The 13399-nt window shown below is 51.7% G+C and carries 9 protein-coding genes; 7 read left to right on the top strand and 2 right to left on the bottom strand.

All coding sequences use genetic code 11. The annotated features are described in order from the left end of the window. Positions 1-603: 603 nt before the first annotated feature. The 5 genes from IPM39_04470 (at position 604) to IPM39_04450 (ending at position 9508) form a co-directional block, all read left to right on the top strand. Positions 604-1974: a tetratricopeptide repeat protein gene (locus IPM39_04470; protein MBK8985326.1), complete on the top strand. Its 1371-nt coding sequence runs from the start codon at positions 604-606 to the stop codon at positions 1972-1974. A 180-nt stretch (positions 1975-2154) separates the two neighbouring features. Continuing rightward, positions 2155-2880 carry a sensor histidine kinase gene (locus IPM39_04465; GenBank protein MBK8985325.1) on the top strand — a complete coding sequence of 242 codons (726 nt, stop codon included), beginning with the start codon at positions 2155-2157 and terminating at the stop codon, positions 2878-2880. Positions 2881-2966: 86 nt separating this feature from the next. Continuing rightward, positions 2967-3542 carry a hypothetical protein gene (locus IPM39_04460; GenBank protein MBK8985324.1) on the top strand — a complete coding sequence of 192 codons (576 nt, stop codon included), beginning with the start codon at positions 2967-2969 and terminating at the stop codon, positions 3540-3542. A gap of 4 nt (positions 3543-3546) precedes the next feature. Next, positions 3547-7257 (top strand): hypothetical protein, encoded by a 3711-nt coding sequence (locus IPM39_04455; GenBank protein ID MBK8985323.1) that lies wholly within the window; start codon positions 3547-3549, stop codon positions 7255-7257. Further along, positions 7235-9508, top strand: a complete 2274-nt coding sequence (locus IPM39_04450; GenBank protein MBK8985322.1) for a hypothetical protein — start codon at positions 7235-7237, stop codon at positions 9506-9508. Before IPM39_04455 ends, IPM39_04450 begins: the two co-directional genes overlap by 23 nt. Before the next feature lie 115 nt (positions 9509-9623). Here the strand turns inward: IPM39_04450 and IPM39_04445 are convergent, their stop codons facing one another. Together IPM39_04445 and IPM39_04440 are read right to left on the bottom strand one after the other, a co-directional pair. Further along, complete coding sequence (locus IPM39_04445) at positions 9624-9809, bottom strand: site-specific integrase (protein ID MBK8985321.1); 186 nt, start codon at positions 9807-9809, stop codon at positions 9624-9626. Positions 9810-9837: 28 nt separating this feature from the next. Next, positions 9838-10569, bottom strand: coding sequence for a tyrosine-type recombinase/integrase (locus tag IPM39_04440; GenBank protein ID MBK8985320.1), 732 nt, complete (start codon positions 10567-10569; stop codon positions 9838-9840). Between the two features lie 451 nt (positions 10570-11020). On the opposite strand from IPM39_04440, the gene IPM39_04435 reads away from it, so the two are divergent. Next, positions 11021-12628, top strand: a complete 1608-nt coding sequence (locus tag IPM39_04435; GenBank protein ID MBK8985319.1) for a winged helix-turn-helix domain-containing protein — start codon at positions 11021-11023, stop codon at positions 12626-12628. Positions 12629-12639: 11 nt separating this feature from the next. After that, positions 12640-13399, top strand: a 760-nt coding sequence (locus IPM39_04430; GenBank protein ID MBK8985318.1) for a hypothetical protein, incomplete at its 3' end; no start/stop codon positions are given.

Genomic DNA, 13399 nt, shown 5'->3' with positions numbered 1-13399 from the left:
CCGACACCGCCAGCAGCGTGGGCAATCTCGGCGCACTCCTCCAGGCCATGGGCCAACTGGCCGCCGCCCGGCCCTATTTCGAACGCGCCTTGGCCATCCGCGAGCAGACCCTCGGCCCCACCCATCCCGACACCGCCCGCAGCCTCAATAATCTCGGCGCACTCCTCCAGGCCATGGGCCAACTGGCCGCCGCCCGGCCCTATTACGAACGCGCCCTGGGCATCCGAGAGCAAGCCCTCGGCCCCACCCATCCCGACACCGCCAGCAGCGTGGGCAATCTCGGCGCACTCCTCCAGGCCATGGGCCAACTGGCCGCCGCCCGGCCCTATTACGAACGCGCCCTGGGCATCCGAGAGCAAGCCCTCGGCCCCACCCATCCCGACACCGCCCGCAGCCTCAATAATCTCGGCGCACTCCTCCAGGCCATGGGCCAACTGGCCGCCGCCCGGCCCTATTACGAACGCGCCCTGGGCATCCGAGAGCAAGCCCTCGGCCCCACCCATCCCGACACCGCCAGCAGCCTCAACAATCTCGGCTACCTCCTCCAGGCCATGGGCCAACTGGCCGCCGCCCGGCCCTATTACGAACGCGCCCTGGCCATCTTTGAGCAAGCCCCTCGGCCCCACCCATCCCGACACCGCCAGCAGCCTCAACAATCTCGGCTACCTCCTCCAGGCCATGGGCCAACTGGCCGACGCCCGGCCCTATTACGAACGCGCCCTGGCCATCTTTGAGCAAGCCCTCGGCCCCACCCATCCCGACACCGCCAGCAGCCTCAACAATCTCGGCGCACTCCTCCAGGCCATGGGCCAACTGGCCGACGCCCGGCCCTATGTCGAACGCGCCCTGTCCATCCGCGAGCAAGCCCTCGGCCCCACCCATCCCGACACCGCCAGCAGCCTCAACAATCTCGGCGTCCTCCTGAGGGCCATGGGCCAACTGGCCGACGCCCGGCCCTATTACGAACGCGCGCTAGCCATCCGCGAGCAAGCCCTCGGCCCCACCCATCCCGACACCGCCCGCAGCCTCAATAATCTCGGCTACCTCCTCCAGGCCATGGGCCAACTGGCCGACGCCCGGCCCTATTACGAACGCGCGCTAGCCATCAATGAGAAAGCGTTTGGCCCTGATCACCCTTATATAGCGCTTAGTCTCAGCAATTTAGGACTTCTGTTACGGGGTATGGGGAATTATCAAGAAGCACAACCTTGTTACGAACGGGCGCTTCATATTTTTGAAAAGGCACTGGGTCCTGATCATCCTGATGTTGCTACCACTCTTAACAATCTAGGCTTATTGTTGCAAGCGATGGACAACGATGATGAAGCAAAATTCTATTACGAGCGAGCTTTTTCCATCTCTCAGAAATCACTTGGTCTAAACCACCCTAACACTAGAGCTATAAGAGAAAATATCAATTCTTTACAAATAAGTGGAAAGAAGCCAATTATCAAGGACAAGCAACGCCATTCTTTAGAAAATCGTCGGATAGAACTAGCCGAAGAATTGCACGCTGTATATAAGCAAAGAGATTTTGAGCTGAGTGCCGCAAACCGGATGCGCTTGGAGCGTCATGCTGATGAATTGAGAACGCAAATACAAGCGATACAAGACGCTATCCGCGATAAAGAAGGAGGTGTCATTGGAGATGTAGTAACTGGATCACAGTATAAGACAACCATTATAGGCTCTCAAGATTCCGCCATCGGAGATTATGCCACCACTGTACAATCGTTTCCTGGTAGAGAATCACGTCGAAAACTGGTAAATATAGCAGATTTAATTAACAAGCATTTTTCTTTATATGAATTGCAGGACTTGTGTTTTATTTTGGGGATGGACTATGAATCCCTACCAGGAGCAGGAAAAGTGGACAAGACACGAGAATTGATAATCTATATAGAACGTCAAGATCGTGTAGCAGATTTACTTGCTGTTTGTAAAGATCAACGGCCGCACGTTAGGTGGGAATAACGTAATTCACTCTTTCTCAATATCGCGGAACAACTTCAGATGATTTGCATATTCCTGCTTGAAAGTCTTGGTGATGACTTTGTATCAACTGACTCTTTTCATCAAAGACCAAAAACTGAAGCACCCACACAATTGGTTTTTGATCTATCTAAGATCGATTTTGTAAGGCCAATGGGACTTATGATGCTGGTGTTGGCGGCACGCCGCATCACCGAACAAACTAGCCGCCCAGTTCGCTTGGTCAATCTCAATCCTGATTTACTCGCCTATCTAAAGCGAGTCAACCTTTTTACTGTGGCAAAAGAATGGCTGCAACTGGGCGAAGAAGTATTAGCAGAATTTCACTGGAACCGCAATCCCCAAACGGCCAATTTGTTGGAGTTGACGCCAATCACCAACGCTGGCGACGTGGCCAAGGTCATGGAGCGGGCTGAGGCGATTTTTAGCCGCTGGCTGCAACTTCCCAACCTGGGCAGTCTGCTCAAAGTCATCAGCGAGTTGTGTAGCAATATCTATCAGCACAGCGGCGACCCCCATGGCTTCGTTCTCATCCAGCGGTATCAGTACATTTCGCGGGGCGAAGTGGAAGTGGTGCTGGCCGCCGGGGATATGGGGCGGGGCATTCGCGGCAGTCTGGCTGCCAAATATCCGGAATTGGGTGTCGAACCGGTGAAATATATTCAAGCGGCTATGGACGGCCGTACCTCACGTCATACCGGTCGCGGCGGGTTAGGTCTGCGCACAGTAGAGGAAACGGTAGCCAAAGAGGGTGGCTACGTCTGGTTACGGTCAGAAACGGCCGCTATCCGCAGCTTTGGCCCGAATCGCCGTTACCCTTTCACCGATCTGACTCCTATGCCAGGCACACAAGTCGTCGTTGAATTCCGCGCGCCATTAAAGGATTGACAGCTTGCGTCGGACATGATATATTTTTTGACATGAATTCACATACTTTTTGTGAACCCACATATAAAATGAATGAAGAGTGAAGAATGATAGTAGAGATGGACAAATTGGCGACTGAATTGAATTACCAGCCCGCTTTTGTAACCCGCGAGAAAGGAGAACAAGCGTTTGCCAGATTAACCGCGGCACTGGCAGACGTACCAGAGGAAGGATCGCTCATCCTGCAATTCCCGGCCGGTCAGGTGATGGACGTTTCCTTTGCTGACGAGGCGGTCATCCAGTTGGGGCAGGCGATAGTGGATGGTAAATACGGCCGTCGCCGCCTCTTGCTCGCCGAACTGACCCAGGACTCAGTTGATAACATCAACGCCGCTATCCGCTTGCAGCGGCTGAAGCTGGCCTTTTTGTCCATCGCCCCCGACGGGCAGTGGCAAGTGGTAGGGCATTTAGAAGACAACTTGCAAGAGACGCTAACGATGGTAGCAAAACGGCCGTCGCTCACCGCCCCTGAACTCGCCGACGAACTTGATCTGGCCCTCAACAGCGCCAACAACCGCCTCAAGCGGCTCTACGACCTGCACCTCATCCAGCGTGAATATGAGGTGTCAGAAAAAGGGCTGCTCTATATCTACTATTTCTGGCAGTGGGAGGAGACAGATTAACCGCATGAACCAAACACCCGTCCTGGCAACCCAACCAGTCGCGGCCAGCGACGCTCAACCGGAGCCAAACCAATCATCCTATCAACAATATTATCTGCGCGTTATTGACCAACAGTTGTCGGGTGACGACTTTGGCGGCCTCAAACTCGTCGTCGGGCCAACCGGCATGGGGAAAACCAGCGCCATTCCCGCCGTCATCGCCCAACTGCAAGCGCGGCAAGTAGAGAAACGCTGCATCTACACCTCGCACCGCCACCTGCTCATCGGTGAAATGGCCGACGCCCTGCAAGAGAAGGGCATCTCCTTCGTCTATCTGAAAAACAACGAGGAGGTAGTCGCCACCTTTCTCGACTGGCAGGATAAAGGCGACTTCCTGAATCGGTTGGAAGGTTGTGACTTCTTCAAGCTAGCCGGCAGCTCGCGCACGGCCGTCGAAAAGCAGATTGAGAGTCTACGCCAGGAACAAACCAATTTACGCCAACTCAAAAGCAGCAGCTTCTATGCCGCCTACGAGCAGCAGCAGTCAGCCTTTCGCGAACGTTGCGACCGACTGCTAAATCTATTCAAAGTGGGGCTGGCGCATAAGGATTTGCCGCCAGAGACTCAAAGGCGGCTGCTGGGCGACGCCGGTATCTGGCGATTGTTTCCCTATGTGGAATTCCTGTATAACCCGGCGCAACCGGTGTTGCTGGTCACGGTGCAAAAGCTGCTCTATGGCTTTTTCAACGGCCGTACCAGCGAACGCCTCCTCTCCCTGGAAGACAATATCATCTTTCTGGATGAATTCGACATGCAGGAGAAAGAGATGTTAAGCTTTCTCTGCCGCAGCCCGGAAATTCAGAACAGCTTTGAGTTTGTGCGCCTCTTTTACGAAGAAATGAGCCGGCAGCGGCAGTTGGGTCACCTGAACCCTGTTCCAGGCGAACCAGAACGCCGCGCCAAAGCCAAAGAGCGAGCCGTCCAGATCATTGACAAGCTACAGGCCGACTGCCAAAAGGAGGGCATCAGCTTCCCCCAAATTCGTCACTTTGCCCTGCGTGAAGGAGAGTTCCCCAGCAATCATCTGGCGGTGTTCCAATCAGGGGTGCAAATCATGACCAACCCCTTTTACCTGCGCGAACAAGGCCAGATTTGGGAAGTAGTGCGCCGGTCGGGATCAGATACGAAGCGCGCCCGGCCGCTGATGACCATCATCACCCAAACGGCCAACGCCATTCTCGATTTCTTCTCCGAACTGTGGGCCGATGAACTGACTCCAGAGTGGCATAGCTGGATTGACCAATGCTACGACCAGAAAAACGACAACACGCCAGGGCGATACCAGGAAATCATCAGCGATTATGGCTTTTACCGGCGGCCGTCGCGTCTGGCCACAGAACGGCACGATCCGGCCATCGCCGATAGCATCTATTATCAGGGGTACAACTTCTTTCGCCTGGTGCGCGGCGCCTACTTCACCACGCCCGACGAAATTCGCCTGGAGCAGAAGAAGCTGACGGTAACGCCGGAATATTTGCTGTGGCGGCTGAGCAACGCTAACCTGCTGTTCGCCCTCTCCGCTACTGGCGACATCAAGCGATACATTCAGTCATTTGATATGAACTGGCTGGAACGATACGGCCGTTACCTGCCTTTTGATGAGCAAGACAAAGCACTGGTGGCCGGGTTGAAACGGCAAAAGGAAGCCAGACGCAACTACCAAGTGATGTTAAGCATCGCCAACGAACTGCCCAGGTCTCACGCGCTCTCCTATGCCCTGGATCAACTGGCCCAGGAACAATTTTTTAGTCGGGAAGAGGAAGAAAACACCAGAGAAGCAGCGGTGGTGTATCGCCAGCACGCCCTCAGCCTCTTCCTGGAAACCGCTCGCTGGATTGCCCACGAAAGCAACAATCAGGCCCACCTGGTCTTTCTGAACTCGTTCACCTTTATCGAAAAGCTGTTCCGACGCGACAACGGGCTGCCGCCCTCGTTCTATGACAGTATGCGGTCGTATCTGGTTGTTGATAGGCTGGGCGACGGCCGTTCACGTGAATACAGGGTGACAATTGAAGGACGGCCGTGCCAGGTCATCTTCCTGGACGCCGCCAAAGGCCGGGAAATGGCAGACCAATCTTTCCAACAGGTCGAACCGGATGTGCCCCTGGTTGTCGTTACGACCTATCCCACGGCTGCCAACGGCGTCAATCTGAAATGGCACAGATACGGCGAAGAGACGACATACGGGTCAGGCTATGATTTAGAAGGCATCCACCTGCTGGAGGCCCCTCATTTCTATTTCAGCGGCTCAGACGGCAGTGACGACGTGGACAAAGAAAAGATGTTCATCTGGCAGGTTTGGAAGCTGTATCACAACTTCCAAATTTCCGAGAGCCATTTTGTTACGGCGCTGCGGGAATTGAACATTGCCGACGTCAACGCCCGGTATAAGTCTACTCCGGATTACCTGCTTAACCAGATTGCAGTCTTCCACCAGGCGTTAGGGCGGGTTGACCGGCAGTGGCAGCAAATGCCGCCCATTGAGATTCGCCTGGCGGCCGGGCGATCCGATGTCCTGGGTGTTTTCGAGCAATATCTGACTGCGCCTGGGGTCATTGCCGAAAATCGTCTGGCGCGGGAAGCATATACCTCATCGCTTATCCTAACCTTATATCAGGAGATTGAGAAAGCCTATCTGCGCCGGGCTGTTGTCAACCAACTGCAATATGAGTCGTTTGCCGAGCCAGAAAAGCGCGTCCGGCAAATAACTGACCGGCTGCTGCAATTGGTCAACGGCGTCCGCAGCGGTGCGTATACGCCAGGCGACGCGCAAAAAGTGATGGACCTTTGGTGGCGCATCCGTGAGGCTGTTCTGAAACAGGATTACCATTTCGAGGCGGCCATTGAGGTCGTCCACTTACCCAGCGGTCAGACCCAGCGTGTTGCCGTGGACTTTGGGCGCGAATTCGTTCTGGAAACGGCGCTGCTGCAAGATGGCGATACGCTGCTCATTGATTGGGAGGCGCAGAAGATTCATCGCCAGCCGAGCCAGGCCACAAAGCGGTACAGCCTGAACCGATATTACCGCCAATACAGGCAGAACCCGACGATTGAGTGGTTCTTCCGCACCCACAATTACCGCCTGCGTTACGAACCGGCCAATCAGAACCTCTTCTTCACACCCTACATCCAGCAAAACATCCTGGCTGGTGCGGTGGGCGAGGCGGCTTTGAAGGCAGCGCTGCTACATCACCACATCCCCGTGGCCCATGAGCGCGACTGCCCGCCAGCACTGTTTGAAATTGCCGATATGCAGTTGCAGGGTTTGCCCATTTACCTGGACGCCAAAAATTACAGCCAGTGGACCACCTTGTATCGTTTTGCTGCCGGTCCAGACGACCCGGCCTACGATGAAAAACTAAACGCGACCGCTTTCCTGGCCGCCGCCCAGAAAAAATGGGAATACCTGGCAGCCCAAACAGGTAATCGAGACGTGAAGCTGGTATTTATCAATGTGGCGGCCGGCGAAAACCATCCCAACGAAGGGTGGGATGCGCAGCTAAATCCGGTACGGCCGTATTGTTTCCGCGACAGCGCCATCACGATCATTCAAGGGGTCATTGACCACCACGATCCCCAGGCATGGCGGCCTGATTTTGTGGATTGGGTCAATGAGGTCAAAGCGGTTTACCGAGAAATGGAAGGAGCTAACGATGACAAAAAAGAGCATGGATAACGCCAGAGCGGTCCCCACAACCATTTTGACGATTAACCGGGGAGCAATAGATTGGGAGCAGTTACGCCAGAACTGTCACATTGTTCGCTACGATGTGCGTCGTAGGGAATGGGGAGAAAGTCTTTCCAAATATTACGGCAGTATGCACAACTGGTACAAGCGGGAAAGCGACCATCCCTGCTATCTACATACCTATGGCTCGCATCTGTACGTTAAATATGACAGCCCTGACGAAGTAGCCGCGCTTTCATACGAAGGGCGACCGTTGTCTTGCTCGGTTGTCAACGTGCAGGATGAGGAATTGCTGCCGCAGATTTTGAAGTTGCTTTTGGCTGATTTCTTTCAGGTAGACGGCCGTTTCGTGAGCAACGCCGACTTTTTCCTCTGGGCAACGGCCGATAAGGATTTTGTCACGGGTTTGAAAGTCAAGCTGACTCATGACTGGCAAAAAGATGAGTTTGTTTTTTTTGATCAGGCAACGCGGCTGCGAAAATTGCGATTATCTGAATTCGATGCGATTAACGACTGGAAGCGAAAGAACAGGGTTTACTACGGCCGTTTTTACAAAGACGGCATGGCCATATTCAAGCAGCTCAAGCCCGATCAACTAACGCGGGAACAACTCAGGGAAGGCATCTACGAGCTATTTGAAGGTAGCCGCACCAATCGCGCCAGCCTCACCTTCCACTCCACCAAGAACCTGCACGCTTTGCGGCAAACCAGATCCTATCTACTCAACGATTTCATCACCAAATTTGCCGCCTATCTGAACGGGTTAGGGTTGCCTTTCCAGCAAAAACGATTGTCTATGCAGCCAGTGCATACCAAATCCACGGCTGCAATGAAAGTGCGCCAGTTGCCGCCTGAGCAAAAGCCAATTTACATTGTTGATGACCGCCTGAACGCCAGACGTCAGCCCGACGACTTTGCCGCCCGTTTCTGCGCTGTTGCCAATGAAACAGTAACCGATCACGATACGCTTTTTGTAGTGAAACCGGAGGCCGATTTGCAGCCAGGCGATTGGGTACTGCGCCTTCAAGACTATGATGGTGACGAGTTTGATTCTGAAACCGGCATTTTGAAGGATTGGCAAGACAGTAAAGCCGACTTTTACGCACAGCATCCTGACGTTGTCAAACAGACGATGAATGTCAACAACAATAGCAAGATTCGGCAAAAAGAGGCCCAACGCCAAAAATCACGGCCCTGGTCAGCAGCAGAATATCTGTCTTATGGCGTGCCAACGACTGGCGACATAAAAACCCGGATTGAAGTCTGCCGCAATCAGCTTCTCCTGAAAGATGTGGCGATGTTTCCCCAGAATGTCCTACCCCGCTTGCCGCAAGTCGAGATGATGGCCGATATGGTTTTCCTCTACAAGGAAGCGCTGGTCTATTTCGACGGCCGTGATTTGCACTTTATGGCTGTCGCCAATAATCTTGAGGCAGCATCTACCTTTGTTAGGGCGTACACCGGTTGGGATTTACTGGATGATGTGTTACTCCCTTCGGCCCAAAAGCAAAAATATAAAGGCATGCCTGAACCGAAAGATATTGAAAGCGCTACAAAACGGCCGTTTATCATCAGTCGGGATTTTGTGTGGGAGATTTTGGAAGGAAACGGCCGTGTTCTAAACGAAGATGCGATCATTCAGGAACGCCTTGAGGCGTTGGAACAACCAAGATCGATCAAAGATTTTTATCCGTCCCAGTTGGATACTCCCTTATTTGATGCGACACAATTGCAGGCTTATGCAGAATTTCTAGACCAAGAAATCCGACAAGCCGCAATTTCCTACATTGATCTGAAAACGCAATACGGTAAACATATTAGAGATGAACGCGGCACAATAGTGGTCGAAAATGGCGGCTTCTTCAACGTACTGGGTATTTCCAGTGCCCAGAAATACAGAAAGTATCTGAAAGAGTGGGTTAACCTACCATTAGAAAGCGTGCGAGAAGATCATCTTTTTTCGGTGTATAAGGGCATTTGGTATGCGCCGGATTCAGGCCATTATGTCGCTGGTGTGAAAGACACTAATCCTGAAGAACAGGAGAAGGGTCATACGCCTCGATGTATCATTGTCCACCAGGGAAATCGAGAGCCGAATGGATTGCACAACCAATTGTTCGACCGATTTTTCCCACTGCTAGAGGTGAATTTTATTCGTCACCGCAACTATACCGTAGTGCCGTTTCCATTTCGTTTCATAGAAATGTGGCAGCACAAGAGTGCGAACGACATATCCTGATAATCAGAGCAGATCGCGGTAGGAAAAATAGGAGCAGCATTCTGCACCATGACCGGTTCGTGAAGCTCTGCCAACCAGTCCTCAATGCAGAATGTATAACGGCAGTTTACAACGATTAGCCACCTACTCTTTCATATGGGACAAAGTCACTCACCGTCGTCTGCAAATCCAACCCCAGATTGAGATAGTGCATCGTCGTCTCCAGGCTGGAATGACCTAACAGGGTGCTGATTTGCGTCACCGGCACGCCCGCTTCGTAGCCAAGTTGGGCATAAGTACGGCGTAAATCATGGGGCGCCAACTCCGGCTTGCCAATGTACCCACCGTATTTAGCGACGATGCAGGAAGAGGGAAACGGCCGTTAATGACTCCCCTACCGCATTTCCCCGACCCAACGAACGCAGCAGATAGCCATCCGCGCCAATCTCCTGGCCCCAGACAGCAATGTCGGCGGCCAGCGTCGCCCGAATGGGCACAGCCCGATCTTTCGCCCCTTTGCCCCGAACATTAATCACAGTCCGATACGTCTTGCCTGACGGCAGGTGTAGCAAATCAGCAAACTGCAGCGTCACCGCTTCTTCCCGGCGCAGCCCGGCGGCAACGCACAGCCCGAGAGCAATTTTATCGCGGCGACCCAGGCGTGTGCGCGTATCAGGCAGAGACAGCAAGCGTTTCACTTCGGCCTGCGACAACCAACTGTGGGCCTTCTGTCCTTTAGCGGCCGAAACCTGGATGCTGTCTTGCAGCGCTTCAAAGCGGAGCAAGGTAGCCTGAGTGACCTGGATATTGTCGGGAGTGGCCTGGCTTTTAACGGCCGTTGCCATCACCTCCGTCCATTTGCGCACGGCCGATTTGAGATGGCCACGCCGTGACCGGGAAATGGTAGCTGCAAAAGCGGCTAGAGCCGGAGCATCGGTCAGGCTGCCGCCAGTTGCCAGGTAGCTTTCGACGACCCGGATATATTTTTGGCGGGTTGATTCAGCCAGATTGGCGTTTTGCAGAACGTGCAAGATGTTTTGCGATTGGGGAGCAAGAGAGGGGGAGAGGTGACTGTTTTCCATGCCATAAGTTTACCATAATCATGTACGGAATGGCTGATTTCCGTACTGTTAAGATAGCAACGCCCTCACCAGAAAAACTGATGAGGGCATTTAGGAAAAAGATAAGCTTGAAGCAAATTGACCAGCATTGGTGGGGGGCGCGGATAGGCAGATGCCTGATCTAGTGGAACTCTAAGTTTTGTATTATTGTTCATGGTGAACCTCCAATAGATATTGAGTGTCCTTGTTTTTAGTTCTATCGTCGAAATCAACGTATAATTTCATTCTAACCGAATTGATGCGCCTGTGCCTGACAAATTGGAGACAAAAAAACGAGTTTGAACTACAAATGAGAAACATTTACCTGATAAATAAACGTTTTTTGATAGGATTGGAATGTTGCCCGCTTGATCGAAAATGGGATGCATACTTCCTTTCAAAGTAAATATGCATCACGATGGTAGTGGAATCGATGGTTGATTCGACAGTAATCGGTGAATGGCTGCAATCCCTAGGGTTCCATCATGGCAATCCTTTTGCCACCAATGAAGCAGATAGGGAACGAGCTTTGTTACCCACTTTTTTTGTAGATGTCGAGAGCTACGATCTCATTAAAGGGGAGCAAACAGCCATTGTCTTTGCTCCACGTGGGGGGGGCAAAAGCTCACTCCGAATAATGTTAGCAAGCTATGGGGCACCTTGGTCTCCCGGTGCCTCTATTTTAGCGGTAGAATGTACTGATTTTGATTTATTGATTGAGCATTGGCATAGGCAACGGCCGCTAACCATCAGCCAGTATATGCACTGGCTGCTACCTATGGGCATGAAAGCTTTGTTCGACACCATTTTTATTGAAGATAGCCTTCAATCTAGCCAGACTATATCTGCCAGCGACCTTGCTTATCGGTTCTCCCGCACTAAAGAGTTGACGCCTCCGATTAGAATACATTTTGCTCGCCTTCTCCACACATATTGCCCAGTAGTCTTAAGCGCAGAGAAAATAGGTCAGTTATTTTCCCTCTATGGTGTTGACCCCGATTCGTTTGATTGGAAGCAGTTTGATACGGCTGTTTTACAGAATCAGTTACGCCAGTTTGTTACTGATTGTCAGTTACCAGCTAATGAATTGCTGCTGCTGCTTGCAGATCTGAATGATTTTCGGAGTATTTCGGCATCGGAGTCGACGGCCAGCAGCCCTAAATCTTTGCTGGCCGATTTTACAGATCTGGTAAGGAAAGCCGGGTTTACCAGTGTTCACTTTTTATTAGACCGCTTAGATGAAACGGTCGAATTGGCCGATAACCCCGAAGCACAAGCCGATATTTTAGAGCCATTGCTAGCCCATTTGCCAGTCATGGAAATGCCAGGGACCGCATTCAAGTTTTTTCTCTCGGAAGAAACTCGTAATGTGTTGTGGAAACGGCCAACAGTACGACAAGAAGATAGGTTGGCAGAATATGCGGTCACGCTCAAATGGGATGGGGATCGTCTTAAACGATTACTTGATGAGCGGTTGAGCAGTTATAGCGCTCACCCTATCACGGGTACGCCCGAGGTTCCGGACCTGGCGGCCATATGCGTCGAAAACGGCCGCACGTCCGAGTCGGTTGGGGAGAAAATCGAAAAAGCCATGCTGTCCAAAGCGCAAAATTCACCACGTCGCTTGATTATGGCCGGCCGTTTGCTTTTTGAGGCCCATTTTCAACGTCATGGCGGTAAAGGGCGCTTAGATTTAGGCGATTGGGCAGAGGCGGAAAGGGCACTGCAAATCAAGTTTCCACTTGTCCTGCAACTCAATCTGGCCGAAAAACTGTTGCGCTTGGGACCGAAAGTTATTCCGCTAACGCCGACGGAATATAAAATAGTTGAAGCTCTGGTCAGGGGCGAAGGGAAATGTACGCGAGATGAATTAGCAACGGCCGTTTGGGGAAGTGACGATCCTGCCACAGAAGGCGCAATGGATGCGGCCGTGATTCGCTTACGCAAGAAAATAGGAGATGATACGGCTAATCCTATTTACCTAAGAACAATACGGGGACAAGGGTTCCAGTTGTTGAATCACGAAGTTGTTGAAAATTGAAGGTGCATATTGTGAGCAGCTATGAAGATGCCTACAAACGGCTTGGTTTTATCAGTGACCCATTTACTTACCCGCACGGCGAAAAAGCGCCTGATGAGTTTTTAGAAGCAACATGGGTTGATTTCCCCAATAGTGAGAAAGTGTTAAATCTCGATCAGTCAAGCATTTTGCTTGCTCCACCGGGTAGTGGCAAGACCGCTTGGCGACGCTATTTAGAAAAGAAAATCGCAAGTGAAGACCAACAATTTCTGTCTGTTGTTTACAACCAGTTTGAGATACCTAAAAACCGTAGAATACGGCTTAATGACCATAAATACCCGTTGTTACGCCAGATTGCTCGTGCAGTCATCAATTATTTGGAAAACACCTGGTCACTAGACAATAAGAATGCTTCAAGTGACTCCTGTTTTCACAACAAACTATGGTGGTATGCTTTTCTCATCCATTTTCTACCACAATACTATCAACCTAAGTTAGAACAATTATTTCCTGATCATTCTGGTGTTTTGCCACAATGGGGAAACTTGACCAATCTGCAAGAAATCATTTTGCAAGAGCTAGTGCCCCGTTTGATATCAATTGGTCTTGATCGACTCTATATCTTAGTGGATGATCTAGACGGGATATTGGAGACGCAAAATCCAGATTCATTGGCGGCGTTAATCGATCCATTGATCAATAACACGCATCTACTTTCAGATAGTAAATTAGTATGGAAATTATTTGGGCCAAAACAATTACAGGCTGATGTCCAAAAATCGCACAGTTATC

The organism is Candidatus Leptovillus gracilis (assembly GCA_016716065.1).
GTDB lineage: Bacteria > Chloroflexota > Anaerolineae > Promineifilales > Promineifilaceae > Leptovillus > Leptovillus gracilis.
Note: the sequence above shows the minus strand (reverse complement) of the source record. Positions and strands in the feature narration are given on the sequence as shown.

Coding starts and splice junctions, on each gene's coding strand:
- IPM39_04460 (MBK8985324.1), top strand. CDS start 2,967: ATGATAGTAGAGATGGACAAATTGGCGACTGAATTGAATTACCAGCCC.
- IPM39_04455 (MBK8985323.1), top strand. CDS start 3,547: ATGAACCAAACACCCGTCCTGGCAACCCAACCAGTCGCGGCCAGCGAC.
- IPM39_04450 (MBK8985322.1), top strand. CDS start 7,235: ATGACAAAAAAGAGCATGGATAACGCCAGAGCGGTCCCCACAACCATT.
- IPM39_04440 (MBK8985320.1), bottom strand. CDS start 10,569: ATGGAAAACAGTCACCTCTCCCCCTCTCTTGCTCCCCAATCGCAAAAC.
- IPM39_04435 (MBK8985319.1), top strand. CDS start 11,021: ATGGTTGATTCGACAGTAATCGGTGAATGGCTGCAATCCCTAGGGTTC.
- IPM39_04465 (MBK8985325.1), top strand. CDS start 2,155: ATGATGCTGGTGTTGGCGGCACGCCGCATCACCGAACAAACTAGCCGC.